At 69.1% G+C, this 25815-nt stretch carries 23 protein-coding genes; 8 read left to right on the top strand and 15 right to left on the bottom strand.

Features of this window, described 5'->3' with window-relative positions; genetic code table 11:
• Positions 1–25: 25 nt before the first annotated feature.
• Positions 26–1003: a MerR family transcriptional regulator gene (locus DIZ26_RS34965; protein ID WP_112248885.1), complete on the top strand. Its 978-nt coding sequence runs from the start codon at positions 26–28 to the stop codon at positions 1001–1003.
• Here the strand turns inward: DIZ26_RS34965 and DIZ26_RS34960 are convergent.
• The gene (locus DIZ26_RS34960) at positions 915–1532 is read right to left on the bottom strand and encodes a trimeric intracellular cation channel family protein (protein WP_232828870.1); all 618 of its coding nucleotides are present in this window, start codon (positions 1530–1532) and stop codon (positions 915–917) included. The genes DIZ26_RS34965 and DIZ26_RS34960 overlap by 89 nt on opposite strands.
• Before the next feature lie 91 nt (positions 1533–1623).
• On the opposite strand from DIZ26_RS34960, the gene fdhD reads away from it, so the two are divergent.
• From fdhD to DIZ26_RS34945, 3 genes are all read left to right on the top strand, one after another.
• The gene (gene fdhD, locus DIZ26_RS34955; protein ID WP_112248850.1) at positions 1624–2451 is read left to right on the top strand and encodes a formate dehydrogenase accessory sulfurtransferase FdhD; all 828 of its coding nucleotides are present in this window, start codon (positions 1624–1626) and stop codon (positions 2449–2451) included.
• Between the two features lie 64 nt (positions 2452–2515).
• Positions 2516–3124, top strand: a complete 609-nt coding sequence (locus DIZ26_RS34950) for a sigma-70 family RNA polymerase sigma factor (RefSeq protein ID WP_408610301.1) — start codon at positions 2516–2518, stop codon at positions 3122–3124.
• Between the two features lie 5 nt (positions 3125–3129).
• Positions 3130–3858, top strand: coding sequence for an anti-sigma factor (locus DIZ26_RS34945; RefSeq protein WP_112248849.1), 729 nt, complete (start codon positions 3130–3132; stop codon positions 3856–3858).
• A 4-nt stretch (positions 3859–3862) separates the two neighbouring features.
• Here the strand turns inward: DIZ26_RS34945 and DIZ26_RS34940 are convergent, their stop codons facing one another.
• From DIZ26_RS34940 to DIZ26_RS34930, 3 genes are read right to left on the bottom strand one after another with little or no spacing between them, the layout of a single operon-like run.
• A complete protein-coding gene (locus DIZ26_RS34940; protein ID WP_112248848.1) occupies positions 3863–4873 on the bottom strand; it encodes an aldo/keto reductase in 1011 nt (336 codons plus the stop codon).
• Positions 4874–4918: 45 nt separating this feature from the next.
• On the bottom strand, positions 4919–7687 hold the full coding sequence (locus DIZ26_RS34935; protein ID WP_112248847.1) for an AAA family ATPase: 2769 nt from the start codon (positions 7685–7687) through the stop codon (positions 4919–4921).
• Positions 7688–7694: 7 nt separating this feature from the next.
• Positions 7695–8825, bottom strand: a complete 1131-nt coding sequence (locus tag DIZ26_RS34930) for a metallophosphoesterase family protein (protein WP_112248846.1) — start codon at positions 8823–8825, stop codon at positions 7695–7697.
• 133 nt (positions 8826–8958) lie between these two features.
• On the opposite strand from DIZ26_RS34930, the gene DIZ26_RS34925 reads away from it, so the two are divergent.
• On the top strand, positions 8959–9456 hold the full coding sequence (locus DIZ26_RS34925; RefSeq protein WP_112248845.1) for a phosphatase domain-containing protein: 498 nt from the start codon (positions 8959–8961) through the stop codon (positions 9454–9456).
• Positions 9457–9525: 69 nt separating this feature from the next.
• On the opposite strand, the gene DIZ26_RS34920 is transcribed toward DIZ26_RS34925, so the two are convergent.
• From DIZ26_RS34920 to DIZ26_RS34895, 6 genes are all read right to left on the bottom strand, one after another.
• Entirely contained in the window at positions 9526–11205 is a 1680-nt protein-coding gene (locus tag DIZ26_RS34920; RefSeq protein ID WP_112248844.1) for an ABC transporter substrate-binding protein, read from the bottom strand.
• Complete coding sequence (locus DIZ26_RS34915; protein WP_112248843.1) at positions 11202–12251, bottom strand: ABC transporter ATP-binding protein; 1050 nt, start codon at positions 12249–12251, stop codon at positions 11202–11204. The genes DIZ26_RS34920 and DIZ26_RS34915 overlap by 4 nt, the downstream gene beginning before the upstream one ends.
• Positions 12248–13417 (bottom strand): ABC transporter ATP-binding protein, encoded by a 1170-nt coding sequence (locus tag DIZ26_RS34910; RefSeq protein WP_232828857.1) that lies wholly within the window; start codon positions 13415–13417, stop codon positions 12248–12250. Before DIZ26_RS34910 ends, DIZ26_RS34915 begins: the two co-directional genes overlap by 4 nt.
• Positions 13410–14408, bottom strand: a complete 999-nt coding sequence (locus tag DIZ26_RS34905) for an ABC transporter permease (RefSeq protein ID WP_112248842.1) — start codon at positions 14406–14408, stop codon at positions 13410–13412. The genes DIZ26_RS34910 and DIZ26_RS34905 overlap by 8 nt, the downstream gene beginning before the upstream one ends.
• A complete protein-coding gene (locus tag DIZ26_RS34900; RefSeq protein WP_112248841.1) occupies positions 14408–15337 on the bottom strand; it encodes an ABC transporter permease in 930 nt (309 codons plus the stop codon). Before DIZ26_RS34900 ends, DIZ26_RS34905 begins: the two co-directional genes overlap by 1 nt.
• A 144-nt stretch (positions 15338–15481) precedes the next feature.
• A complete protein-coding gene (locus tag DIZ26_RS34895; RefSeq protein ID WP_112248840.1) occupies positions 15482–16156 on the bottom strand; it encodes a hypothetical protein in 675 nt (224 codons plus the stop codon).
• Positions 16157–16271: 115 nt separating this feature from the next.
• On the opposite strand from DIZ26_RS34895, the gene DIZ26_RS34885 reads away from it, so the two are divergent.
• Positions 16272–17210: a DUF1905 domain-containing protein gene (locus DIZ26_RS34885; protein WP_198676441.1), complete on the top strand. Its 939-nt coding sequence runs from the start codon at positions 16272–16274 to the stop codon at positions 17208–17210.
• Positions 17211–17214: 4 nt separating this feature from the next.
• Here the strand turns inward: DIZ26_RS34885 and DIZ26_RS34880 are convergent, their stop codons facing one another.
• The 3 genes from DIZ26_RS34880 to DIZ26_RS38675 all read right to left on the bottom strand — a co-directional run bounded on the left by DIZ26_RS34880 (position 17215) and on the right by DIZ26_RS38675 (position 21207).
• Positions 17215–17910, bottom strand: a complete 696-nt coding sequence (locus DIZ26_RS34880; RefSeq protein WP_112248839.1) for a hypothetical protein — start codon at positions 17908–17910, stop codon at positions 17215–17217.
• Entirely contained in the window at positions 17907–18416 is a 510-nt protein-coding gene (locus tag DIZ26_RS34875; RefSeq protein WP_232828856.1) for an RNA polymerase sigma factor, read from the bottom strand. The genes DIZ26_RS34880 and DIZ26_RS34875 overlap by 4 nt, the downstream gene beginning before the upstream one ends.
• Positions 18417–18510: 94 nt before the next feature.
• A complete protein-coding gene (locus DIZ26_RS38675; RefSeq protein ID WP_198676445.1) occupies positions 18511–21207 on the bottom strand; it encodes an ATP-dependent RNA helicase in 2697 nt (898 codons plus the stop codon).
• Between the two features lie 153 nt (positions 21208–21360).
• Between DIZ26_RS38675 and DIZ26_RS34865 the strand changes: the two genes are divergently transcribed.
• Both DIZ26_RS34865 and DIZ26_RS34860 read left to right on the top strand, forming a co-directional pair.
• The gene (locus tag DIZ26_RS34865; RefSeq protein WP_112248837.1) at positions 21361–22878 is read left to right on the top strand and encodes a TldD/PmbA family protein; all 1518 of its coding nucleotides are present in this window, start codon (positions 21361–21363) and stop codon (positions 22876–22878) included.
• Positions 22875–24284, top strand: coding sequence for a metallopeptidase TldD-related protein (locus DIZ26_RS34860; protein WP_112248836.1), 1410 nt, complete (start codon positions 22875–22877; stop codon positions 24282–24284). Before DIZ26_RS34865 ends, DIZ26_RS34860 begins: the two co-directional genes overlap by 4 nt.
• A 93-nt stretch (positions 24285–24377) precedes the next feature.
• Here the strand turns inward: DIZ26_RS34860 and DIZ26_RS34855 are convergent, their stop codons facing one another.
• Both DIZ26_RS34855 and DIZ26_RS34850 read right to left on the bottom strand, forming a co-directional pair.
• Positions 24378–24794: a DUF805 domain-containing protein gene (locus DIZ26_RS34855; RefSeq protein WP_112248881.1), complete on the bottom strand. Its 417-nt coding sequence runs from the start codon at positions 24792–24794 to the stop codon at positions 24378–24380.
• A 125-nt stretch (positions 24795–24919) separates the two neighbouring features.
• Positions 24920–25594, bottom strand: a complete 675-nt coding sequence (locus DIZ26_RS34850; protein WP_112248835.1) for a class I SAM-dependent methyltransferase — start codon at positions 25592–25594, stop codon at positions 24920–24922.
• Positions 25595–25815: the final 221 nt, after the last annotated feature.

The following is a 25815-nucleotide window of genomic DNA, read 5'->3' as shown; positions in this document are numbered from 1 at the left end:
CGGGGGAGACACCAGGGTGGTCGGCATGGAGGAACTTCTCTCGATCGGGGAACTGGCCCGCCGTACCGGACTGACGGTGAAGGCGATCCGGTTCTACTCCGATCGCGGCCTGGTGACCCCGGCCGACCGGACCACGGCCGGCTACCGGCAGTACGACCTCGCCGCGGTGGCCCGGCTCGACCTGATCCGCACCCTGCGCGAACTAGGCCTCGACCTGGCCACGATCCGGAAGGTGCTGGATCACGAGACAGCGCTCTCCGACGTCGCCGCCGCACACGCCGAGGCGCTGGCCGTGCAGGTTCGCACCCTCCAGCTCCGCCGCGCGATCCTCTCCCTGGTCGCCGAACGCCACTCCACTCCGGAGGATCTGAACCTCATGCACCGCCTGTCGAACCTCTCGACCACCCAACGCCACCACTTGATCACCGACTTCCTCGACGCGGTTCTCACCGGCGACTTCGACGGATTCGCCGCCGTACGCCAATCGCTCACGCCCGAGTTGCCCGACCACCCCGAGCCCGAGCAGGTCGAGGCGTGGATCGAACTCGCGGAGCTCACGCAGGACCCGGACTTCCGCACCGCCGTACGCCGGATGGTCGACGACTACCGAACCGTTGCCCTCCGCCCCGATCTCGTCGCCGGCATCCGCGACCAGGTCCGCCCCGCCCTGGACGCAGGACTCACCCCGGACTCTCCCGAAGCGAGCCCTTTCATCACCGCCGTCGTCACCCGGTACGCCGAGGCGCTGGGCGAGCTGGACAGCGCGGAGCTCCGCCACCGCCTCGCGGACGTCCTCGAAACAGCGAACGACCCACGCTGGGCCCGCTACCTCCATCTCCTCGCCATCACCAACGGCTGGGAGCCGCAACCACCGCTCACCCCGATCTACACCTGGACCATCGGGGCGCTCGGCGCTACGACGGCCGGGGAAGCGGAGCGTTCCAGCCTCGGCGGACAGCGACCAAGCGGATCAGGAAGCAGACGACCGCTCCCGCGAACGTGACCCAGGTCGCCTGGTAGCCGGCGGCGTCGGCCACCACCACGATCCCCGCGCCGAGGAAGGCCGGAATCGCATAGATCTCGCTTCGCAGCACGACGGGGACCCGGCCGGACAGTACGTCGCGGATCACCCCGCCGCCGATTCCCGAGATCATCCCGAGCAAGGCGGCCGACAGCGGCGACAACCCGACCTCGAGCGCCTTACGGGCGCCCGTCACGCAGAACAGCGCGAGACCGGCCGCGTCGAACACGTTCACCAACCGCTCGAGCCGCCCGATCCCCGGATGCAGGAAGAACGTGAGCAGCCCCGCCACCACCGGCACGACGAGATACCGCCAGTCGACCAGCGCTGCGGGCGGCGTCGCCCCGATCAACACATCACGCAGAAACCCGCCACCAAGCCCGGTCACCACCGCCAGCACCTGAATCCCGAACACATCCAACTGCTTCCGCACACCCACCAGCGCCCCGGTGATCCCGAACACGAAAATCCCGACCAGATCCAGCACAACCAGCACCTTCGCCCCATCCACCCCCGCACCGTACGACCCTCAACCCGCCCCACCGAAAACGACAGGCCAGCGCGTTCTGAACGGCCGGCTGGTGAAGGCTTAGGTTGGAGGTATGAGCAAAGGGCCTACTGCCAGGTTCAAGGTCGAGGTGCTGGATGGTGAGCGGACCTCGCGGCGGGAGGACGTGGTGGTGACCGAGGAGCCGCTCGAGCTTCGGCTGGAGTGGCCGGGCCGGCCGCCCGAGCCGCTGGTCGTCACGATGCGTACGCCGGGCGCCGACTTCGAGCTGGCGGCCGGGTTCTGTCTTGGCGAAGGGTTCGCCGTACGGCCCGATGCGATCAGTACCGTTGCCTACTGCACCGATGTGAAGCTCACCCGGGAGCAGCAGTTCAACACCGTCACGGTCAGCCTCGACGGCCCGCCCGATCGCGAACCACCGCAGCGGTACGGCGTCGCGTCGGCCGCCTGCGGGGTCTGCGGTCAGCAGAGCCTCGACGAACTCGCCGAGCGCAACTACGACCCGGTCGATCCGGTCGAGGTCGAGCTGGACGTCGTACGGCGGTTGCCTGACCTGCTGCGGGAGGCGCAGCCCATGTTCGGGCGCACTGGTGGACTGCACGCGGCCGGCTTGTTCACCGCGGCCGGCGAGCGCGTCGTCGTACGGGAGGACGTCGGTCGCCACAACGCGGTCGACAAGGTCGTCGGCTGGACGGTGCTCAACCAGCGGAGCCGCAAAGGTCTCGTGCTGGCGGTGAGCGGCCGGGCCGGATACGAGATCATCCAGAAGGCGGTCGCGGCCGGGATCGGCATGATCGTGGCCGTCGGGGCGCCGTCCAGCCTGGCCGTCGACCTGGCCCGCCGGTTCGACGTCACGGTGGTCGGCTGGGCCCGGGGCGAGCGCTGCGTCGTCTACAGCGCGCCAGAACGGGTACTGCGCTAATCAGGCACCCATCCGAGCGCCGTACGGCTCCGAAGTGCATCCGAACCGCAGTACCGACCAAAGGATGCGACCTGTGAGCGAGGAGTCGACAGCCCTCCCGTGGCCCGTGATCGTCGATGCCGGCAGCGGCACACCGGCCGACCTGATGGCGCGGGTGGCGCGCGGCGATTCCGCGGCGTTCGCGCAGCTGTACGACCAGATGGCGCCGCGCGTCTACGGGCTGATCCGGCGCGTCCTGCGCAACCCGGCGCAGTCCGAGGAGGTGACGCAGGATGTGATGGTCGAGATCTGGCGGACCGCCACCCGGTACGACGCCGACCGTGGCTCGCCGACGTCGTGGATCCTCACGATGGCGCACCGCCGGGCGATCGACCGGGTCCGCTCCGAGCAGTCGTCGACCGACCGGGAGCAGGCGGTCGCCGCCGCGTCGTCGACCACCGAGTACGACGAGGTCGCCGAGACGGTGACCACGAACCTCGAAGTGGAGCAGGTCCGGCACTGTCTAGGCTCGTTGACCGAGCTGCAGCGGGAATCGGTGACGCTGGCCTACTACGGCGGATACTCGTATCGAGAAGTGGCAGAGCTCCTCGATGCGAAGCTCGCGACGATCAAAGCGCGGATGCGCGACGGCCTGATCCGGCTGCGCGACTGCCTGGGTGTGACGGGGAGGTGAGGGCCTTGACGACTCCGGAGGTGCACGCGCTGACCGGACCTTATGTTCTGAACGCTTTGCCCGAGGACGAGCGGATCGGGTTCGAGGAGCACCTCGCCGACTGCCAGTCCTGCAGCGCGGAGGTCTCCGAGCTGCGCGAAGCGGCCAACAAGCTCGGTACGGCGGTCGCCGCGCCGCCACCGCCCGCGTTGAAGGCGCGGGTGATGGCCGAGATCGCGACCACGCGGCAACTCCCGCCCCTGCTGAGAGAACAGGCCGCTGAACCGGAGCCGCTGCGCCGGAAGGGTTTCAGCCGACGCTCGTTCTTCGGCCTCGCCGCGGCCGGACTCGCTGTCGCCGGCGCCGGTGGGATCGCGATCGACCAGTATCGCGAGAACTCCCAGACCCGGCACCAGAACGAACAACTGGCCGCCCTGCTCGCCGAGTCGGACGCCCAGACGGTCCGCGGCAACCTCAAGAGCGGCGGTCAGGCGACGGTGGTGATGTCGCCTGCCAAGGACACCGCGATCGTCCTGCTGCACGACCTCCCGAAGCTGCCCGACGACAAGACCTACCAGCTCTGGCTGGAGGACAAGGGCCGCACCATGCACTCGGTGGGTGTCACCACCCACGACGGCTCCAAGGTCATCCGGGGCGGGATCGTAGGCAAGGTGGCGCTCGGCCTGACCATTGAGAACAAGCCAGGCGCCACCGAGCCGAACCTCTCCACCGCCAGCGTCATCCCGATGGTCTGAGCCGTCAGTGCCGTCCCGGCGAATCGGCCAGTAGCTCGTCGATCTGCTGGCGGTCCGCATCGGCCAGCGGACCGAAGCCGATGGCCGCGGCGTGTTCGGCGACCTGCTCCGGAGTACGGGCGCCGGGGAGCGGAATGACGGCCGGATCGAGCGCCCACAGGTAGGCGAGGGCGCCTTGGGTGAGGGTCCGGCCGTCCGTGGTCAGGATTTCCCGGACCGCTTCGAGCCGGCGGAGCCAGTCGGCCATGGCGTCGTCGTCGAAGTAGGTCCACCACGGGGTGTCCCGGCGTACGTCGTTCTCGGACGGGCGGTTGGACAGGTTGTACTTGCCGGTCAGCAGGCCCATCGCGAGCGGCGTACGGGCCAGTACTGCGAGGTCGTGCTCGTGAGCGGTGCGGAGGACCTCCGGGTTGTGGCCGAAGACGTTCAGCTGCGACTGCACGCTGACGGCCGTCGACTTGCCGAAGACCGCGATCACCGCCGGGTCGTCGACGCTCGTGCCGAAGTCCTTGACCTTGCCCTCGGCAACGAGTTGCTCCAGGGTCGCCACCACCTCCTCGACCTCGGCCGGGGTGTCCGCGCCGCCGTGCAGCTGGTAGAGATCGATCGCCTCGACACCGAGCCTGCGAAGACTCCCCTCGCACGCCCGCCGGATCGCGGCCGGCGTCACGTCCTGCCCCGAGGCCTTCCGCGTCGTCTCGTCGAACAGGTTCCCGAACTTCGTCGCCACGGTCACCTCGGCCCGCACGCCCGCGGGCAGCTGCTTCAGCGCCCTGCCGACCACCAGCTCGCTGTGACCGGTGCCGTACACATCTGCCGTGTCGAGCAGCCGGATGCCTGCATCGACCGCGGTGTGGATCATCCGGATGCTGACCTCGTCATCGACCTCGCCCCACCCCGCCGGCCGGCCGGAGGCCTCCCACTGTCCCCCGATCGCCCAGCAGCCGACACCCAATGCGCTGGTGGTCCGTCCGTCGCGCCCGAGCCGCCGTCCTGTTGTCGTTGTGTTCGCCATACCCCCACCCTCCGACCTGGAGCGCGCTCCAGGTCAAGCCCCGATTCAGGACTCGAGTTTGATGAAGGTGGCGCGGGGGACGTACTCGTAGCGTTCGGGCATGCAGGTGAGGATGATGACCTGGCCGTGGTCACCGGCGCGGCCCAGCAGGGCGCCCATGTCGCGGAGGCGGCCCTTGTCTGACCAGCCGAGGGCGTCGTCGAAGATGACCGGCACGGAGTTGTCGCCGGTGCTGACCAGGTGGCTGATCGCGAGCCGGGTGATGATCGCCAACTGCTCCTGCGCGCCCGTCGACAACGCCTCGACACGCAGCCGCTTGCCGTCGAGTTCACGCTCGGCCACGGCCAGGTCGTCGTCCAGCCACACCTTGAACGAAGGCCCGTACACACTGCGTCCCAGCGACTCGATCCGGGTCTGCAGCGGTTCGGAGTACTTCGTCTGTGCCTCGGCCCGATGCCGCCCGAGCGTGTCGAACACCCGGCGAGCCGCGTCCGCGCGCCGCTTGAGCCCCTCGTGCTCGGCCCGGATCGCGGCCAGCTCCAGCTCGGCCAGCTCGCGCCGCGTCCCCAATCCGTCCCGCCCCGACTGCTCGAGCCTGCCCTCGGTGGTGCGCAACGAGTCCCGCAGTACGTCGCGTTCGCCCTGCAGCCGGGTCGCCACCGCGAGCGCATCGGCCAGCAGACCAGCCGCCTCGTCCGCGCCGACCTCATCAGCCTGAGCCTGTACTGCGGTCAGCTCCTCGAGCACCGCCTCGACCTCGGCCGTCGCCTTCTCTTCCTCGGCGTCCACGTTCTCGTCGGCCAACACAGCACGGGCCGCGTCCAACGCCTCGACCGCAGCGGCCAGCCGCTCTTCCGCCAACTCCGAGCGTGCCCGAGCCTGTTGCGCCTCGGACCGATCCTCCTCGGCAGCCTTCCGCGCCTGTGCCGCCGCGAACTCCGCGTCCGACAGCAGCCGTTCGGCGACGGCCAACTCGGCCCGGGCGTTCTCCAGCGAACGCTCCGCGGCGCCCAGCTCGCCACCTTCCAGCGCCGGCAGGTCCTCGAAGTCGAAGGTGCCTTCCTCCTCCTCGAACTGCGAGAAGAGCGACATCTGCCCGGGAACATCCTCGACCGGCGCCTGCCGCTTGCCGGCCGACTTGGTCTCTTCCTCTTCCTCGCCGGTCGACGAAACGCCCAACCGCGCGCACAACAAGGTGATTCGCTCACTCGGATCGCCATTGGCGGTCAGTGAACGCTCGGTCCGCCGGGCCTCCTGCAGTTCCGCGGAGACGGTGTCGACCTTGCGCAGCAACTCCCGCGCGGCCGCCAGATCCTTCACTCGCCCGCGCTTCAGCAGGTCCTGTTCCAGCCGGACGGCCTCGTCCAGCCGGGAACGCAGCGTCGCCGCCTCTCCCCCGGCCTGGACCTTGACCTCGATCTGTCCCGGTACGTCGATCACCAGCTCCCCGGATACCAGGACCTGGATCTCACCCTCGAGCTCGTCCGGCACCTTCGCCGACCCGGCATCCAGCCCGGTCCCGGAAAGCCGAACAGCCTCGGCACCAACCCGCCGTACCGACACCTCCGGTACGCCGGCAGCCAGCGCGGCGCGCGCTTCGACGACCCGCGCGCGGGCGTCCTCGAGTGCGGCCACCAGCGCTTCGTCGACCTTGACGCCGTCGAGCACCAAGCCCGCCGAGGCGATCCGCGCCCGTACGTCGACCAGCTCGGTCTGCTGGACCAGCAGCCGGTCGAGTTCGGCGCGATCGGTCAGCCTCGCGACGAGCCGCTCCGCCACGTGCAGGTCGCCACGCCGCTCGTCCCTGAGCTCGATGACCTCGGCCAACGCGGCCTCGGCGGCGTGGACCGTCTCGGCGGCCTTCTTCGCGACGGTCTCCGCGTCCTTGCGCCGCTCGGCGAGTTCCGCGTCGGTCTGGGTGAGCTTCTCCACCTCGGCGAGCAGCCGCTCACGCTCGACCCTGGTCCGGGTGTGGTTCTCCAGGCGCGCCCGCGCCGTCTCGGCCCGCGCCCGCACGGAATCACGCCGGAGCAGGATCTCGTCCGTGGCCTGCTTGCGCTCGCGCAGTTCCTCGACCGTTTTCAGATGGTCCGTCAGCCGGGAACTCAGCTCGTCGAGGTCCAGTGCGAGTCGCTCGGCCCGGCGGATGTCGGCGACGACCTCGTCCATCGCCTTCAGCGCTTGGGCTGCGGTGAGTTCGGCTGCTTCCACGGCCTTGGCCGATTTGGCGAAGTCGCCGGTCGGGCGACCACCCTTGGTCCAGTAACGCAGGTACTCGTGTTCGACCGCGAGCACCAGCGGCATCGAGGCGCCGTCGACCGGCGTACCGGATTCGGCGGTCACGGCCGTGATCAGCGGCTCGGCGTCGGCCGGAGTCGGCAGGACGAGCGACTGTCCCTGGCTGACCATCAACGTCTGCCAAAGCACCGGATCGACGTGCTCGTTGAAGAGACGCTCGGCCTCGTTGTGCGCCTCGCGACCGGTCCACGACTGCCGCCGGCCATCGGGCTCGAGGATGGTGAGCTCGGTGGCCTTGTTCTTCAGCCAGCGCTTCGTGTAGGTCAGCTCGCGGCCGCCGAGCGTCAGCTGCGCCGTCACCTCGGGCGCCACGTCCTGACCGACGGGCTGGATGTCGATGATCCGCTTGGACTTGGAGTCGTCCGGGTAGTCGAAGATCAGCGCGAACGCCTCGACCAGGCTGGACTTGCCCACCTCGTTGTCACCGACCACCACGGTGGTCCCGATCGCTGGCAGCTCGACGGTACGGTCCTTGACGCCACGGAAGTTCCGCAGCGTCAGGCTGTGCAATCTCACGGCCGCCTCATCCTGCGTCCCGCGCGAGTCGATGCATCAACGTCAGCGCCGCACCGGCTGTCTCGTCGCCGCCGGCCAATGCCTGGCGCAACTCCTCCATCGCCGCGCGCGCGGGCCCGCTCAGCTGCAACGCGTCCAGGTCCGCCGCGTCCGGAGCAGGTCGGACGGTCCAGAACTTGGCCCATCGCTCGACGCTCGCGAACACCTCACCCTGCGCGTCGACCATGGCGTCCAACTGGCTCAGCAACGGCAATGGCAGCGAGCCGTCGGCCGCGAGCCGTACGTACGTCCGCTCCTTCTCCGGCAGTTCGGCGAAGAAGTCCTCCAGCGCCCGGATCGATTCTTCGTCGTCCAATTCGGCATGGTGCTCGACCATGTGCCAGGCGCCGACGTGATGCGGCTCCACCTCGATCGTGCCCTCGCCGAGCGTCACCGCGAGAACGTTGCCAGGGTGCGTCTCTTCAGGCGCAGTGACCTCCTGGGTGCCCGAGAACCAGATCCGCTCGGTCACCTCGGTCGTCGAGTGCCGATCGCCCAGCCCAACGTAGTGCAGCCGCCCATCATTGACTGCGGCCTCCAGAGCGGCCTGATCAATGGTCGGTACGTCGGACATCCCGCCGCTCAAGCTGGTCAACTGCCCGTGCGCGAGCAAGATCCGCTTGACCCCGGGCGGCGCGGGCGCAAGCTCGGCGTACCCGGGGGCCGCCGGATCCGATAGCGGCCGGCGCGAACGCCAGGGCGCGCCGACGACCTCGACGCCGGGCACGATCTCCAGCGGCTTCGTGTCGGTGACCACCACGACGTGCGAAGGCGCGTGCCCGGTCCACTGGGCCGACGTCCACAGCGAGCCCGGCTCAAGCGCGTCGTGGTTGCCCGGCAGCAGCACCACCGGCACCTCGATCCGCTTCAGCGCTTCACAAGCTCGCAAGATCGTCTGCCGTTCGACCTGGTTGTGCTCGAACACGTCCCCGGTGACCACCACGAACGCCGCCCCGGTCGCCTTCGCGACGTCGCCGATCCGCATGACGGCGTCCAGCCGCGCCTGAGCCCACCGGGCCTGGCCGTCCGGCCCCAGGAACCGGCGCATCATCCCCAGCTGCCAGTCCGAACTGTGCAGAAACGTGATCGAGTCTTCCATCGCGCGAGAACGCTAACCCGCGCCGCCGACAACTCCCAACCAACACACCCACAACCCAGCGTGATGCCCGGCATGCGAACACCCACCCGGCCCAGCACGACGTCAAATCCCGGGATGCGGGACACTGAGCGACGTGCCCGACGAGAAACGACCGTACGCCGTACTGGATATCGACGCGACGTTGTCGGACACCAGCAAGCGGATCCACTTCCTCGCCAAGCGGCCCAAGGACTGGGATTCGTTCTTCGCGGCGGCCAAGGACGACGCGGTGCTCGACGAAGGGCTGGCCGTGGCGACGACGCTCGCGGCCGAGCACGAGATCGTCTATCTGACCGGGCGGCCCGAGCGGCTGCGGCGCGACACGGTGAAGTGGTTCGAGGACAACGGCTTTCCGGACGGGAAGCTGTTGATGCGCGGGAACAACGACCGGCGCCCGTCCGTGGTGATGAAGCTCGCCCGGTTGCGAACGCTCGCGCAGGAGCGGCCGGTCGCCGTACTGGTCGACGACGATGTCAAGGTTTGCGCCGCCGCCGAGAAGGCTGGCTACACGGTGATGAGGGCCGACTGGGGACTCGATGCCGAGACCCAGCCGACCCTCTTCGAAGCCCAGGAAACCGAAGGCCGCACCTGACCCCTCACTGCGTTGCGTCCGAACAACCGTGGGGCCTGACCCTCGGTTGTTCGGACGCAACAGTGTCGGCTACTTGCTCAGGCCCACGATCAGCGTGTTCGGGTACGGCGGGTAGGGCGGCAGGTAGAAGTTCTGCACCTTCGAGCCGTGCAGGAACGCGTTGCGCGCGTAGATCAGCGGGACCAGCGGAGCGTCCTTCATGATCTGCTGGTCGATCGCGCCCCAGGCCGTAGCGGCCTTGGCGCGGTCGGACTCCCCGGTGGCGGCGTTGATCGCGGCGTCCACCGCCGGGTTCGAGTAGCGGGACATGTTGTACCCGCCGTTGCCGATCTCCGACGACGCGAACAGCGGCTGGATGTTGCCGATGGCGCTGGGGAAGTCGGGCAGCCAGCTCGACACCGTCAGGTCGTAGTCGCCCTTCGGCCCGGTCTGCACCTCGGTCAGCGCGTCCGAGTCGTACGGCTTGATGGTGACGGTGATGCCGGCCTTCTTCAGCCCCTGCTGGATGGCCTGCGCGACACTCAGGCCGGTCGGCGCGTTGTCCGCCGCCAGCACCAGGCTGAGATTGCTCACACCGGCCGCGGCCAGCAACTGCTTCGCCTTCTCGGGATCACCGTTCGGCGGCGCCTGGTACAGGTCGTACTTGGTGTAGCCGTCCATCCCGGGCGTGATCAAGGTGGTGGCGATCTCGCCGCCGAACTCCGGGCCACCCTCGGCGACCTGGACGGCCTGCTTGTCGACGGCGTACTCGATCGCCTTGCGGACGGCCGGGTTCGACAGCGCCGGGCGTTTGTTGTTCATCGCCAGGTACTCCAGTGCACCGGACGGCGAGGTGGCGACGCGCGCCTTCACCGCCGGGTTGCCGGTCACGGTCGGGATCAGCGCGGCCGGCACCGACGTACCGGTGGTGGCGGCGAACTTGTCGTCACCGGCGTCCGCGATCAGCCGCTGGTTGATCACGTCGGCCTGCAGGCCCATGTCGTAGACGACCGCGTCGGGCAGGCCGGTCCGGGCCGGGTCGCTGGCCTTGTCCCAGGACGGGTTGCGCTCCAGCTCGAGCTTCGAGCCGGGCGAGTACGACTTGACCTGGTACGGGCCACTGGCGGCCGGCTTCTCGCCGTAGTGGGCCGGGTCCGTGTCGGCCTTCTTCGGCACCGGGGCGAAGGCCGGCATGCTGACGATCCACGGCCAGTCGCCGAACGGCTTGTTCAGCTTGAAGACGACGGTGCTGTCGTCGGGGGTCTCGATCGAGGCGAGCTCGCCGCCCTTGTACGGACCGGCGTACTTGTCGCCACCCACCAGTAGCGACTTGTGGTAGCCGAGGCCGCCGGACAGCTCGGGCGCGAAGGAACGCTCCACGCCGTACTTGATGTCAGCGGCAACGATCGGCGAGCCGTCGGCGTACTTGAGGCCCGGCTTCAGCTTGTACGTCCAGGTCTTCCCGTCGGCGCTGACCTGCCCGGTGTCGGTGGCCAGGTCGGGGACGATCTCGGCGGCCTTGTCCGGCGACGTCTTCCACGAGGTCAGCCCACGCAGTACCAGGTGGATCGCGCTGATGCCCAGGCTCTGGCTCTTGGCCGGGTCGAGGCTCAGCTCCTTGCTGGTGGTGAGGATGTGGAACGTGCCGCCTTGCTCGGCGGCGGCTGTGCCGCCGCCGCCGGGCGTGGCCGACTTGTCATTGGCGTTGCAGGCGGTGACCGCCAACGCCAGTGCGGCCGCGACCGCGAACGCGCGGGTAGTGCGTTTCATGGTGTCCTCTCAGACATGGGGGCTCGAGAGATTTCGGGACTGGCAGTTTCGGGGAAGTAGCACGCGGCCCGGTGCTCGCCGCCTGCCACTGGTTCGAGTACGGGCCGGACGGTGGCGCAGACGTCCTGGACCTTGTAGCACCGGGTGCGGAAGGGACACCCGGAGGGCGGGTCGATCGGGGTGGGCACGTCGCCGGTCAGCACGATCCGCTCCCGGGCAGCGCCGGGATCGGGAACCGGTACGGCGGACAGCAGCGCTCGGGTATACGGATGAGCGGGCGCCGCGTACACCTCGGCGGCCGGGCCCTCCTCGACGATCGTGCCCAGGTACATCACCGCGAGCCGGTCCGCGACCTGCCGGACCACGGCGAGGTCGTGCGCGACCAGCACGTACGACAGGCCGAGCTCGTCGCGCAGGTCGGCCAGCAGGTTCAGCACCTGCGCCTGGACGGAAACGTCGAGGGCCGAAACCGGCTCGTCGCAGATCAGCAGACCGGGCCGTACGGCGAGCGCTCTCGCGATTCCGATCCGTTGCCGCTGACCGCCCGAGAACTCGTGCGGATAGCGCTCCAGGTGCTCCTCCGAGAGACCGACCTGGTGCAGCAACTCGATCAGCTCGGCGCGACTCGGACGGATCCCTTGCGCACGGAACGGCGTGGTCAGGATCGTGCCGACCGACTGCCGCGGGTTGAGCGAGGCCTGCGGATCCTGGAAGACCATCTGGATCTTGCGCCGGACCGGACGCAGCCGCCGGCCGCGCACGGTGGTGACGTCCTGACCGGAGATGGAGACCCGGCCCTCCGTGGGGTCCAGGAGCCGCGTCGCCAGCCGGGCGAGAGTGGACTTGCCCGAGCCGGATTCGCCGACGAGGCCAACCGTTTCGCCCCGGCGTACGACGAGATCGACGCCGTCGACCGCCTTCACCGCGCCCGCCTTGCGGAACGGGACGCCGCGCAAGCCGAAGTACTTCTTCACGCCGTCCAGCCGCAGCAGTTCCTCTGCGTCCTGCCCGATCGCGTCCTTGGTGCTCTGTTCGACCGTGCTCACAGTGCACTCTCCTCGGCACTCGGCTGGAGCGGGCCCTCTGCCTTCGCAGCGCTGTGCTCGAGCGGGGCGCTTTCCTGCGCGGCACTCTGCTGGAGCGGGGCGCCTTCCGGGGCGGCGTTCTCCTGGATTCCCGTGCGGGCGACCTCCTGGGCGATCTCCGGGCGGCGGCCCAGGTGGCAGGCGGCTTCGTGGTTGCCCTCGCCCGGCCGTGGCGTGAGCAGCGGACGCTCGGTGATGCAGCGCTCTCCGACGCGTTCCGTGTAAGCACACCGCGGCTGGAACGGGCAGCCGGTCTCGATCGAGCCAGGCGACGGCGGACTGCCGGGAATCGTGGTGAGGCGATGCTTCGGCGGTACGTCGACGCGCGGCATCGCGCCGAGCAGCCCGAGGCTGTACGGATGGGCCGCGCGGTAGAAGATGTCCTTCACCGAACCCTGCTCGGCCGCGCGCCCGGCGTACATCACCAGCACGTCGTCCGCGACCTCCGCGACCACGCCGAGATCGTGCGAGATCAGCACGAGAGCGGTTCCGAATTCGGTCTGCACGTCCTCGAGCAACTGGATGATCTGCGCCTGCACGGTGACGTCGAGGGCAGTGGTCGGCTCGTCGGCGATCAGCACCTTCGGGTCGTTGACCAGCGCCATCGCGATCACCACCCGCTGCCGCATGCCGCCGGAGAACTCGTGCGGGTACGCCCGGGCTCGCTGCGCGGCCGACGGGATGCCGACCAGGTCGAGCATCCGGACCGCGCGGGCGTTCGCCTCCTTCTTGGAGACGTCGTGGTGCAGCCGGTACGCCTCGGCGACCTGCCAGCCGACGCTGTAGTACGGATTGAGGGCGGAGAGCGCGTCCTGGAAGACCAGCGCGACCTCGTTGCCGCGGACCTTTCGCAGCTCCTCGGCGGTCAGCTTCGTCAGCTCCCGACCGTCCAACAGCACCTCGCCCTTGACGTCGGCGTTGGACGGCAGCAGGCCCATCACGGCCGCCGAACTGACGCTCTTGCCCGAGCCGGACTCGCCGACGATCGCCAGTGTCTGGCCCGGCGCGACGGCGAAGTCGATGCCGTCGACAGCCGGCACCAGCCCGCCTTCGGTCCGGAACGTGACGTGTAGGTCGTGGACCTCGAGCACCGGGGTCTCACTCGGTGTCTTGCGCGGCTCAGGCATGGCCGACCCTCGGGTCCAGTACTCCGTGCAGCACGTCCACCACCAGGTTCGCCAGAATCACCAGGAAGGCCGAGAACAACGTCACGCCGACCACCACCGCCACGTCGAGCTGACCGACCGAGCTGATCAGCAGTTCGCCGAGGCCCTGCATGCTGAACACCTTCTCGGTCAGGATCGCACCGCCGAGCAGGCCACCGAGATCGAGCCCGAAGATCGTCACGATCGGCACCAGCACACCGCGCAGTCCGTGCAGCAGCACGACCCGGCCCTCCCCCGCGCCCTTCGCGCGGGCGGTGGTGATGTGGTCGAGATTGAGCTCCTCCAGCATCTGCGCCCGCGTCAGCCGGATGTACGACGCGGCGTTCAGCGCGGCCAGCACGACCCATGGGAGCACCAGGTGCCAGGCCCAGTCGACCGGGCTGTCGGTGAGCGGCACGTAGCCGTTCACCGGCACCATGTTCAGCCAGAATCCGAAGACCAGGATCGCCAGCAGCCCGACCAGGAATGACGGCGAGGCGACACCGACCAAGGCGAACCCCACCGCGAAACGGTCGAACAACCTGCCCCGGCGGAGCGCGGCCCCGAGGCCGAGAGACACTCCGGCGATCAGCCACAGCACGGCGGCCCCGATCGCGATCGACGCCGTGATCGGCAGCCTGCTCAGGATCAACGTGGTCACCGGCCGCGCGAGCGGGAACGAGTATCCGAAGCACGGCGCGTTGCACTGCACGGCCGCGGCGCCCTCACCGAAGGTCCGGCCGGCCACGATTCCCTTGAGGAACTGCAGGTACTGCTGCATGGTGCTCTGGTCGAGCTGCATGAAGTGCCGGGCCTGCTCGAGGCGGTCCGGCGTACAGGGCTTGCCGCAGCCGAGGCGGGCCGGGTCGGCCGGGAGCGCGTAGAAGATCAGATAGACGGCCAGGCTCAGCGCGAGCATCACCAGCACGGTCGCGAGCAGCCGCCGGATCACGAACCACACCAGGTCCGGCATCAGTGAGTCCTCCGCAGCCGTACGTCGAACGCGTCGCGAACACCGTCGCCGAGCAAGGTGAACCCGAGCACGGCGAGGAACAACATCGCCCCCGGGAACGCCAGGAACCACGGGTCGGCGCCGGTGTACACCCACACGATCGAGTCCGAGATCGACCGGCCCAGACTCGGTGTCGGTGGTGGTACGCCGACCCCGAGGAAGGACAACCCCGCCTCCGCGCCGATGATTCCCGGCACCGCCATCGTGGCGATCACCAGCACCGGCCCGAGCAGGTTGGGCAGCAGTTCGCGGGTGACGATGTGCCAGCCGCTGGACCCCGACGACCGGGCCGCCTCGACGAACTCGCGCTCGACCAGGGACCTGGCCTGGTTACGGATCAGCCTTGCCAGCCCGGCCCAGCCGAACACGCTGAGCACGATGATCAGCAGCAGCCAGCGCGGGAACCCGGCCGGGACAATGATGCCCAGGGCAATCATGAACAGCAGCGACGGGAAGCCGAAGAGGAAGTCGAGCAGCCGCGAGACGACCGCGTCGTACCAGCCGCCGAAGTACGCCGCGCTGATCCCGACGAGCGTGCCGACCACCGTGGTGACGAGGGTGACCACGATCGCGATGAACAGCGACGTCCGCAGCCCGAGCACCGCGATCGCGAACAGGTCCCGGCCGGTCAGCGGCTCGATCCCGAACCAGTGGTCGCCGCTGAGCCCGCCGACGGCTCCCCGCGGCGCGTTGCCGCGGAGCGGATCGAGCAGACCGATGTTGTACGTGTACGGGTCCTGCCCCTCGAGCTTCGCCAGCAACGGCGCCGCGATCGCGATCAGTACCAGGACGACCACCAGTACGGCGCCGAGCCGGGCGCTGCGATCCCGGCGGACCCGGCGAAACGCCTGCCGGGTCGGGGAGACGGCCGAAACGACCTCGGAACCCACACGCACTCCTGACAACGATGGACGGAACCCAGCCGAGAAACGGTAGGCCAGAGTCTCCCACCATCCGGTCCCGGTCTTGAATCGTGAGAATGTCCATCTACGTACTGGAGATTGCCGGACACCGTGCGTGACGGGCCCCCGTGGTCACTCCACGTCGGTCAGTTCCCAGGGGCGACGGCGCGGAAGCCGGCGCAGTACGACGTAGGTGGCGAGCCCACCGAGGACGATGCCTGGGATCACCCAGCGCCAGCCGGAGAGCGCTCCCTGGTGAGTCTCGACGGTCTGCGCAGCCGGCTCGGGAAGTGGCGTGGTGACCGGGGTGCTGGGCTCGGGCAGCGCGGCCGGTTCGGCAGTATCCGGCGGACCGGTCGGGCCGCCGAAGAACTCGCCGTTCACGAGGCCGAGGGAGACGAGCACCTTGGTCAGCGCCACGGAGTCACTGCTGCGGTGCCAGACCGGCTCAGCCGGCAGCGAGGGCCCACCGTTCGGATTCTCGTACGTCGCGATCCACGGTCCACCGGGCGCGTTGGGATAGATCAGGTCGTACCGCCAGGCCGACATGTCATGGATCAGCCAGAGCGCGCGGACGAAGCGACCTTGCGCGTGGCCGCCGGCTTCCTTCGGACCGGTGAGTTCGACCTCGGTCAGCCTTTGCAGCTGGCCGTACCGGACATCGTCGTAGCCGACGGCAACGACTTTGGGTGGAGCGCTGAGCATCACACTGGTCGGCCCACCGGCGGAAGCCGGCACCGCCACCCCGGCGACGCTGATCAACCCTGCGAACAACAGCGCACACGTACGGCGTACCCAACGGTTCATGGCAGTTCTCCTCCGGCCGAGCCAACGATGCACCTCAGATACACCGCCGGCACCAAAAAGGTTCCGGCACTGAATCCGGAACCGAACCGTCTGGAATGGCGCTTAGCATCGGGACATGGAGCAGGAGTTCAACGGCGAGATCATCGAGTGGCGCGGCCCAGCGCCGTACTACTTCGTTCCCGTGCCCGAGCAGCAGAGCGCCGCACTGAGGACAGCTGCCTCGGGTGCCGGTTACGGGTGGGGAACGCTTCCGATCCGCGCTCAGCTCGGCAGCAGCGAGTGGAAGACGGTGCTGACGCAGAAGGACGGTCAGTATCTGCTCCCGCTGAAGGACGCTGTGCGCAAACCAGCTGGGCTGGACGCAGGCGATGCGGTGGATATCCTGCTCACCTTCGATCCGCTGCCCCGGCAGCAGAAGCGACCAGTGAAGCGAGTGCCCGTCTCCCGTCCTACCGGCTCGCGAGAACCTGTCACCGCAGAACAGCTCGAGATCGTTCCGGCCAACGAGGCGGCCTGGGAGGATCTGCAGGCGGTCTTCGGCGTGGCAGGCGAGACGGCGCGGTGCTGGTGTCAGCGGTTCCGGATGCTGCCCAAGGAATCCTGGGCGTCCGAAGGGGCCGAGGAACTGGCCGCCCGGCTCCGCGACCAGACTGCCTGCGGCAACCAGCAGGCACGTGCGACGACCGGCCTGGTGGCGTATCTCGCTGGCGAGCCGGTCGGTTGGTGCGCCGTCGCGCCGCGCGCCGACCACCCGAGGCTGCTGCGCGATTACCGCGTCCCGTGGCTCGGCCGCAACGAGGACAAGACCGACGCGACCGTCTGGGCGGTGACTTGCTTCGTCACCCGGGCCGGCTATCGGCGCCGGGGAATCAGTCGTGCCCTCGCCCGCGCCGCCGCCGAGTTCGCCCGGGACCGGGGCGCCCGCGCTGTGGAGGGGTATCCGGATCTCGTCGACGGCGGGCCTGTCGGCACCCTCGCGATGTTCACCGATGCCGGTTTCGCCGAGGTCAGCCGCCCAGGCAACCGTCGTGCGGTCCTGCGCATCGACTTCTGATCCATCAAGGAACGGCAGAGAGCGCTATCTCGGTCGCTCGCTCCTTGTTTTCAACGCCTTCCAGGCGGTAGGTGCGGCCCTCGTGGACCCAGACCAGGGTCGGTCCTGCCGCCCTGATCATCTTCTCCTTGCCAGTCTTGTCGACGAGCACCAACTGGTACGGCGCCTTGAACCAGAACCCGTTGACGGAGCCCACGACCTCTAGCTCCATGTAGTACTTCTTGATGTACCGCGGCGACGGCTCGGCCTCGAACTGCTCGAGCCGCTCCCCCGTCGTCCAACTCATCGCCACGAACCCTGGCGAGGCCGCGATCCGCGCAGGCGCCCCCAACGCCCGAGGAACCACCGGCGCGAACCCAGCAACCCGCTCAGCCTCCTGCAGCCCCAGTTGTCCCGAGACGGGCGGCACTGTCGGCGTCGTACTGGGACTTTGTCCGACGGGCCGTGCTTCGACCCCGCCGATGTTGAGCCACTCGGCGACCGTTGCGCGGACGGGCGAGATCACGACGGCTCCCCCAACCAGCACGGCCAGTAGCGCCAGCAGGGCACGCCACCGGCTCCGAAGGCGATCCGCGAGCGACCGGCGTACGGGCTCATCGGCAACAGCCTCTAGTACTGCGGTGACGAGGCCCTCCGCGACCGGAGGTACGACAGCGGAGCGCCCGAGCGCGCGGAGTTCGCTGGCGAGGTCGTCGCTCATCGCTGTACCTCCTTGTCGGGTAGTTGTGTCCGCAGTCGTCCCAGTGCTCGGTGCAGTCGCGACTTGACCGTGCCACGCGCCCAACCGAGTACTGTCGCCGTCTCCTGCTCATCCAGCTCCAGCAAGTACCGACAGATCACCACCTGCCGATAGTGCTCAGGCAGCGCCCGTACTGCGGCCAGCAGCTCGCGTCGGCGCTCAGTGACGGCCGCCTCCTCGGCAGGATCGAGCACGCTCTCCGGTAGCGCCGCCAACTCCTCGCGGCGCGCCCTGCGATTCCGTGACCGCTGCAGGTTGCGCGTCTCGTTCGCGACGATGCGCAGCAACCACGGTTTGAACGCCGCGTCCTCGCGGAAGCCGCCGAGCGCGCGGTACGCCTTGACGAACGACTCCTGCACGACGTCGTCGGCCTCCGACCCCGCACCAAGGAACACGGCCGTCCGCTTGGCCACCGGCGCATGCCGCAGCACCAGCTCCGCGTACGCGGTGGCGTCGCCACCCCGCACCCGAGCCAGGATCGCCCGTTCGTCGGTCTCGCTGATTCCGCCTCCTGTCCTCTGTCTGTCTCTACACCGCAGGCCAACAGTCGGTTCCAGGACTTCACTGCCGAGGTTTGACGCGCTTCGTCGGTACCGCGGACAGCGGGTCCTCAGGCCAGGGATGCCGCGGGTACCGGGCTCGCAAGTCAGCGCGGACCTGTGGATAGCCCTGCACCCAGAACGACGCGAGATCGCTGGTGATCGCGACTGGACGTCTCGCCGGCGACAGCAGATGCAACACGACAGGCACCCGCCCATCGGCGACCACCGGCGTCTTGGTCCACCCGAACACCTCCTGCAGCTTCACCGCAAGCACGGGCGGCTCAGCACCGTCGTACGCGAGCCGCACCTGCGACCCTGACGGCACCGCGAGTCGCTCCGGTGCGAGTTCACCGAAGCGGGTCGCAGCCGGCCAGGGCAGCAGCCGTCGCAAGGCGGACGCCACATCGATGTTCGTGAGGTCGCGCGATCGGCGTACCGAGGCAAGCTCCGGACCAAGCCAGTCGTCCAACGTCGCGAGCAATGCCGCGTCGTCGACCGCGGGCCAGGGATCACCGAGGTGCGCATGACAGAAGGCGAGGCGCTCGCGCAGCGAGACCGCGGCATCTGACCATCGCAGTACGGCGAGACCGCTGCGCCGGAGACCATCACGTACGGCGGCTTGCACGAGCAACGGGTCGGGCTTGGACAGCGGTACGTCGTTGAGCACGATCGCGCCGAGCGACTCCACCCGCCGGGTCACCACCCGGCCGTCGTCCCAGCGAATCTGGTCGGAGACGGAGACGAGTTCGCCGGCGACCTCCCGCGCTGTCGCCTCGTCGATCGGCGCAGCGGAACGGATCCTGGCGTCGGCGCGCCCAGGAGCCCGATCCGCCACGGCAATCGCCAGCCACGGCGTGGTACGCAACGGCGACTGCGGATCGAGGGCGGCCCCGGTCCCACCGGACATCTGGTACGTCGTGGAGTCCACCCCACGAGCCCGCGCGATCCGATCCGGATACGCCAGCCCCACCACGATCCCCGCCGCAAGATCATCCGGTACGCCGCCCGCCGGCCGCTGGCCACCACCCACAGCCCCGCCGGTCGCCCACGACCCACCGCCCGCAGCCCCGCCGGTCGGCCGCGTCTCACCGCCCACAGCTCCGCCCGTGGGCCGCAACCCACCGCCCGCAGCCCCGCCGGTCGGCCGCGTCTCACCGCCCACAGCTCCGCCCGTGGGCCGCAACCCACCGCCCGCGGCCCCGCCAGGCGACAGCTGGCCACCAGCCGCTTGAGGCTCGTCGGATCCCCGGGCGAGCCGCTTCGTCTCGTCACGCCAACGCGCAGTCGCCGCACGGTCCTGCCCTCGTCGCAGCGCCCGCCACCGCGCCGGCAGGTCGTCGCCGAAATCCCGCCCGGCATCGTCCGACAGCATCGCCACGATCTCCCGAGCCCGCTCGGCACCAACCCACGCCGTACCGTCCAGCAGCGCCCGAGCCAGCCTCGGATGTGCGCCGACCGCCGCCATCCGCCGCCCGCGTGCGGTGATCCGGCCACCGTCCTCGATCGCATCCAGCCGGCGCAGCAACTCGGTCGCCGCCGTCATCGCTACCACCGGCGGCGCTTCGAGCAACGCCAGACCTTCGCCACCCGGCGCGCCCCACGCGGCCAGATCGAGCGCGAAGGCCGCCAGATCCGCGGTAGCGATCTCCGGCGCCGCGTGGTCGTCCAAATGCGCGTGATCGGTAGCGGACCAACAGCGGTAGACCCGACCGGGCGCCTCCCGCCCAGCACGCCCGGCCCGCTGATCCGCGGACGACTTCGACACCCGGCAAGTCACCAGCGCGCCGAGTCCACGCGATTGATCGGTCCGCGGCTCCCGAGCAAGCCCCGAGTCGACCACGACCCGCACCCCTGGCACGGTCAGCGAGCTTTCCGCGACCGAGGTCGTCACCACGATCCGCCGGGTCGCGCCCGGCGCCAGCGCCCGGTCCTGCTCGGCTCGCGACTGCCGCCCGAACAACGGCAGCACGTTCTCGCCGGCCAACCGGCGAGCCACCCCGGTGATCTCCGCCTCCCCCGGAACGAACACGAGCACATCGCCCTCGTTCTCGGCCAGCGCGCGTCGCACCACCGCGGCGACGTGATCGAGCAGCCGCGGATCGACGCGCCCACCAGGAAGCAACGGCACCGGAACAGGCGGCGGCGCCCACTCGATCGCGACGTCGAACAACGCGGCAGACGCGGTGATCACAGGTGCCGGACTCGCGCTGGCCAACGCCCGACTCAAGGTGACCGTGTCCGCTGTGGCCGAGGTGGCGACGATGGCGAGGTCCTCTCGGAGGTTCGCCCGGACGTCGACGCAGAACGCCAGGAGCAGATCGGCGTCGAGGTGTCGCTCGTGACACTCGTCGATCACGACGGCGGCGACGCCTGGAAGTTCGGGGTTCTGCTGCAACCGCCGTACGAGAAGCCCTGTCGTCACCACCTCGACGCGGAGGCCCTTGCCGCCACTGCGTTCGCCGCGCATCGCGTAGCCGATTCGCCGTCCCAGAGGCTCGCCGGCCAATGTCGCGAGCCGGGTCGCGGCGGCGCGCGTCGCCATTCGCCGCGGCTCGGCGACGATGACGGTGCCGTCCAGCGCATCGGCGAGGGCGAGCGGCAGCAGCGAGGTCTTGCCGGATCCAGGAGGCGCGACCAACACCGCCGTACCGTGAGATCGAACCGCCTCGACCGTGGCAGGAAGGACAGCGCGAACCGGCAGGTCCGCCCCAGGCACGGATCGATCAGGCAGCAGCACGCAGCCGACGCTAACCGACCAGCACCCGAAACCCGTCACTGCTGGCGGCCCGAACCCGTCACCCCGACGGCCCGAACCCGCAGTACCGGGACCGCGCGGCCGTGGTACTGGCGATGGCCTAGGGTCGGACTCGTGCCTGATGTCGATGCGTCTTTCCTCGCCCTCCCCCGACACGAGCTGGCCGACGCGGCCCTGCAGCGCGCCAAGGACCTCGGCGCGACGTACGCCGAATTCCGGCTGGAGCGGATCCGGTCCGAGTCGATCTCGTTGCGTGACAGCGTTCTCGAGAGCGCCCACGACGACGAGGATCTCGGCCTCGCCGTCCGGGTGATCCACGACGGCACCTGGGGCTTCGCCGCCGGGGTCGCGCTCAGCACCGACGAGGCAGTCCGGATCGCCGAACAGGCGGTGAACCTCGCGCAGGTCTCCCGGCCGATCAACACCGAGCCGATCGAGCTCGCCGACGAGCCGATCTACGACGACGTCAGCTGGGTGTCGAGCTACGAGATCGACCCGTTCACGTTGCCGCGGGCGGAGAAGGTTGCCCTGCTCACCGATTACAGCGACCGCCTGCTGCACGCCGACGGCGTCGCGCACGTCACCGTCCACGTGGCCTCGGTCAACGAGTGCAAGTTCTACGCGAACTCCGAAGGTACGTCGACGACGCAGCAACGGATCCGGGTCGGCCCGCAGCTGGTCGCGACCGCGATCGATCCGGAGACCGGCCGGTTCGATTCGATGCGGACCCTCGCGCCACCGGCCGGACGCGGTTGGGAGTATCTGACCGGCACCGGCTGGAACTGGGACGAGGAGCTGGCCCAGCTGCCCGGCTGGCTCGCGGAGAAGATGGCCGCACCGAGTGTCGAGGCCGGTCAGTACGACGTGGTCGTCGACCCCTCGAACCTCTGGCTGACCATCCACGAGTCGATCGGCCACGCGACCGAACTGGACCGCGCCCTCGGGTACGAGGCGAACTACGCAGGGACCAGCTTCGCCACCCTCGACAAGCTCGGCACGCTCGAGTACGGCTCGCCGATCATGCACGTCACCGGCGACCGGACGGCCGAGCACGGGCTCTCGACGGTCGGGTACGACGACGAGGGCGTCGCCGGACAGCAATGGGATCTGGTGAAGGACGGCGTACTGGTCGGCTATCAACTGGATCGCCGGATGGCTCAGGTGAACAAGGACGTGCTAGGCACCAGCCGTTCGAACGGGTGCGCGTACGCCGATTCGGCCGGCCACGTGCCGATCCAGCGGATGGCCAACGTCTCCCTGCAGCCCGCGGCCGACGGCCCCTCCACCGAGGAACTGATCAGCCGGGTGCAGAACGGCATCTACATCGTCGGCGACAAGTCCTGGTCGATCGACATGCAGCGCTACAACTTCCAGTTCACCGGACAGCGGTTCTACAAGATCACCAACGGCAAGCTCGACGGGCAACTGCGCGACGTCGCGTACCAGGCCACGACCACCGACTTCTGGGGCTCGATGGAAGCCGTCGGCGGCCCGCAGACCTACGTACTGGGTGGCGCGCTCAACTGCGGCAAAGCGCAGCCGCCGCAGAGTGGGGCCGTCAGCCACGGTTGCCCGTCCGCCTTGTTCCGCGATGTCCGCATCCTCAACACCACGCAGGAGGCCGGCCGGTGACGACCGCCATTCAGCTGACGCCGCAGGACACGATCGAGCGCGCGCTCGAACTCGCCGCTGCCGAGGGTGCCCAGGGCTGTGTCGTCCTGGTCGCCGAGACCTCCAGCGCGAACCTGCGCTGGGCCAACAACACCCTCACCACCAACGGCGCGATGCGCGGCTCGAGCGTGACGGTGATCGCGACCGTCGGCGCCGGCGAGGGCACTGCGGCCGGCGTGGTCGGGCGCTCGTCCGTGACGGACACCTCGCTGCGCGAACTCGTCTCGGCCGCGGTCGCCGCGGCTCGCGAGTCCGGCCCCGCCGAGGACGCCCGCCCACTGGTGGACGGTACCGTCGGACCAGGCTGGGACGAGGAGCCGGACGAGACCGACGTCAGCGTCTACGCGAACTTCGCCCCCGCACTCGGCGAAGCCCTCAAGAAGGCCGGCAGCGAGAACCGCTGGCTCTACGGCTTCGCCGACCACGAGGTCATCACCCTGTACGTCGGTACGTCGGCGGGCCTGCGACTTCGCCAGGCCCTTCCGCGGGGTTACGTCACTGCGAACGGCAAGTCGAGCGACCTGAGCCAGTCGGCCTGGGTCGGAGCGGCGACGCACGACTTCAGCGACATCGATCCGCTCGCGATCGATGCGGAATTGACCCGCCGGCTGAGCTGGGCCACGCGCACGGTGTCGATGGAGGCCGGCCGGCACCAGACGATTCTGCCGCCTGCCGCTGTCGCGGATCTGATGACGCACATGTACACCAGGCTCGACGGCCGCGACGCCCATGAGGGCCGCAGCGTTTTCGCCAAGCCCACCGGTGGTTCCCGGGTCGGCGAGGTGTTGTCGCCGCACCCGGTCAGGTTCTGGTCGGACCCGCTGCTGCCGGGGCTGGAGACGTTCCCGTTCGTCATCGTGCGATCGTCGGCGGGCTCCGAGAGCGTGTTCGACAACGGTCTCACGCTGACCGCGACGGACTGGATCCGTGGCGGCAAGTTGGAGAACCTGATGCAGAGCAGGTTCACGGCTGCGTTGACCGGCGCTCCGGCTGTGACTCCGCCGATCGCCAACTACGCCCTTGCTGTGGAAGGCGCGACCGGATCGGTGGACGACCTGGTGGCCGGGCTGGATCACGGCCTGTTGCTGACCTGTTTGTGGTACATCCGGGTCGTCGATCCGCAGACTCTACTGCTCACGGGCCTGACCCGCGACGGCGTCTACCTGGTCGAGAACGGCGAGGTGACCGGCGCCGTCAACAACTTCCGTTTCAACGAGAGCCCGGTCGACCTGCTCGCCCGCTTCACCGCGGCCGGCGCGACCGTCCCCTCGTTCTCCCGCGAATGGGGCGACGAGTTCTCCCGTACGGCGACCCCGCCACTGCTCGTCCCCGACTTCAACATGTCCAGCGTCAGCCAGGCGAACTGACGACACCCGTTCGTCGCGACCGCCCTAACGACTCGGTCCCGCGAACCCCGTGCTGAACGGGGGTCGCGGGACCGTAGTACGGAGTGGTGCCGATCAGACGGTCGGGTAACCCGGTTCCGCGTTCGGCGAACCGGCTGTACCGAAGCGCTCAGCGGCCTTCGGGTCCGGGCCGTACTTGTTGTCGCCGGCGTTGCCTTCCTGGATGTAGAAGACGAGCAGCACGATCCAGCCGATCACGATCGCGAAGATCAGCAGCAGCCACAAGGCCGACCGGTTGGTGTCGTGCAGGCGGCGGGCCGCGACGGCCAGCGACGGGAGCAGGACGGCGAGGCTGTAGATGCTGCCGAGTACTCCGTTGCCGGTGCTGTTGGTCAGACCGGCCGCGTTGTCGATGATGCTGAGCACGATCGAGATGATCGCGTTGAACAGGGCGAACATCCAGAATTCCTTGCGCCGCGCGCGACCGCTGAACTGGATGTACTTCTTGAGGACATCTGTGTACCACTGCATTGCTTTGCTCCGATGGTCGAAGGTGAGACGCGGACCGAGCCTGTCGGAACCCATCGGGTTCGTCAATGCAACTTTTCGCTTTGGTGACCACACCGCAACCTGACGCGCCGGAGTGGAAGCGGACTTCAGCTCTTCGGGGCCGGTTTCGCCTGGGTGACCCGCCAGAGCCGGCGCGGTTCGGGTCCTTCCTCGTACGGGTCGACGCCGCCGAGCTCCCACCGCTCGGCCAGCTCGTGGATCAGGTCGAGGTCGAAGAACCGGCCGGCGAATCCGTTCCTCGCGGCCAGCCCGTCGCCGATGTCGGTGCAGTGGCCGAAGCACGGATCGGCCGTGGACCACACGGTGTAGACGAACAGCCCGCCTGGCCGCAGTACACGGTGGATCTCGTTGACCAGCGAGCGTAGTTCGGACCGCGAGAAGGCCATGTTCAGCAGGACGTTCGCATAGACGGCGTTGACCGTCGCGTCGGCCGGTGGCAGCGGATCGCGGACGTCGTGCAGGGCGGCGGTGACCCGGTCGTCCAGCCCTTCACGCTGCGCGTCGAGCCGCAACTGGTTCAGCGCGGCCTCGCTGAAGTCGGTGGCATGCACGCTGAATCCCTGCCTGGCAAGGTAAAGCGCGTCCCGGCCCTGGCCCGCGCCGAGCTCGAGCACATCGTCGATCCCGGCGGCCTCGAACAGCCGGACGGTCCACCGCGCGGCCGCCGAAGGCTCCGCGCCGAGCAACCGTGGATTGCCCTCGTAGGCGGTCTGCCATCTTTCCTGCTGAGCTCTCGCGAGCTCGATGTGTCCAGTCTTCATCTTGCTCCCCGTGGTCGTCACGCCGGTCTGGACGACCGGCAGACCCGCAGCAGCCTACGCGACGAATTGAGTAGACGTACTCAGGCGGCATCTCGTTCCAGCTTCGATAGTGAACGAGACACCCGAGGAGGACGCCGGATGACCGCCAACCTGCGCTGCCCCGTCTGCCAGACGGACCTACTACTCAACGTAGCCATCCCCCCGCCCCCCGTTGCCCCCGG

It is taken from the genome of Kribbella monticola, assembly GCF_003261635.1.
Classification (GTDB): domain Bacteria; phylum Actinomycetota; class Actinomycetes; order Propionibacteriales; family Kribbellaceae; genus Kribbella; species Kribbella monticola.
This window is presented reverse-complemented; position numbering and strand designations above follow the sequence as displayed.

What these genes read in the sequence shown, in the direction of transcription:
- DIZ26_RS34965 (WP_112248885.1), top strand. Translation starts at nt 26, where the DNA reads ATGGAGGAACTTCTCTCGATCGGGGAACTGGCCCGCCGTACCGGACTG.
- fdhD (WP_112248850.1), top strand. Translation starts at nt 1,624, where the DNA reads ATGAGCAAAGGGCCTACTGCCAGGTTCAAGGTCGAGGTGCTGGATGGT.
- DIZ26_RS34950 (WP_408610301.1), top strand. Translation starts at nt 2,516, where the DNA reads ATGCGACCTGTGAGCGAGGAGTCGACAGCCCTCCCGTGGCCCGTGATC.
- DIZ26_RS34940 (WP_112248848.1), bottom strand. Translation starts at nt 4,873, where the DNA reads ATGGCGAACACAACGACAACAGGACGGCGGCTCGGGCGCGACGGACGG.
- DIZ26_RS34930 (WP_112248846.1), bottom strand. Translation starts at nt 8,825, where the DNA reads ATGGAAGACTCGATCACGTTTCTGCACAGTTCGGACTGGCAGCTGGGG.
- DIZ26_RS34920 (WP_112248844.1), bottom strand. Translation starts at nt 11,205, where the DNA reads ATGAAACGCACTACCCGCGCGTTCGCGGTCGCGGCCGCACTGGCGTTG.
- DIZ26_RS34910 (WP_232828857.1), bottom strand. Translation starts at nt 13,417, where the DNA reads ATGCCTGAGCCGCGCAAGACACCGAGTGAGACCCCGGTGCTCGAGGTC.
- DIZ26_RS34905 (WP_112248842.1), bottom strand. Translation starts at nt 14,408, where the DNA reads ATGCCGGACCTGGTGTGGTTCGTGATCCGGCGGCTGCTCGCGACCGTG.
- DIZ26_RS34895 (WP_112248840.1), bottom strand. Translation starts at nt 16,156, where the DNA reads ATGAACCGTTGGGTACGCCGTACGTGTGCGCTGTTGTTCGCAGGGTTG.
- DIZ26_RS34885 (WP_198676441.1), top strand. Translation starts at nt 16,272, where the DNA reads ATGGAGCAGGAGTTCAACGGCGAGATCATCGAGTGGCGCGGCCCAGCG.
- DIZ26_RS34880 (WP_112248839.1), bottom strand. Translation starts at nt 17,910, where the DNA reads ATGAGCGACGACCTCGCCAGCGAACTCCGCGCGCTCGGGCGCTCCGCT.
- DIZ26_RS34855 (WP_112248881.1), bottom strand. Translation starts at nt 24,794, where the DNA reads ATGCAGTGGTACACAGATGTCCTCAAGAAGTACATCCAGTTCAGCGGT.
- DIZ26_RS34850 (WP_112248835.1), bottom strand. Translation starts at nt 25,594, where the DNA reads ATGAAGACTGGACACATCGAGCTCGCGAGAGCTCAGCAGGAAAGATGG.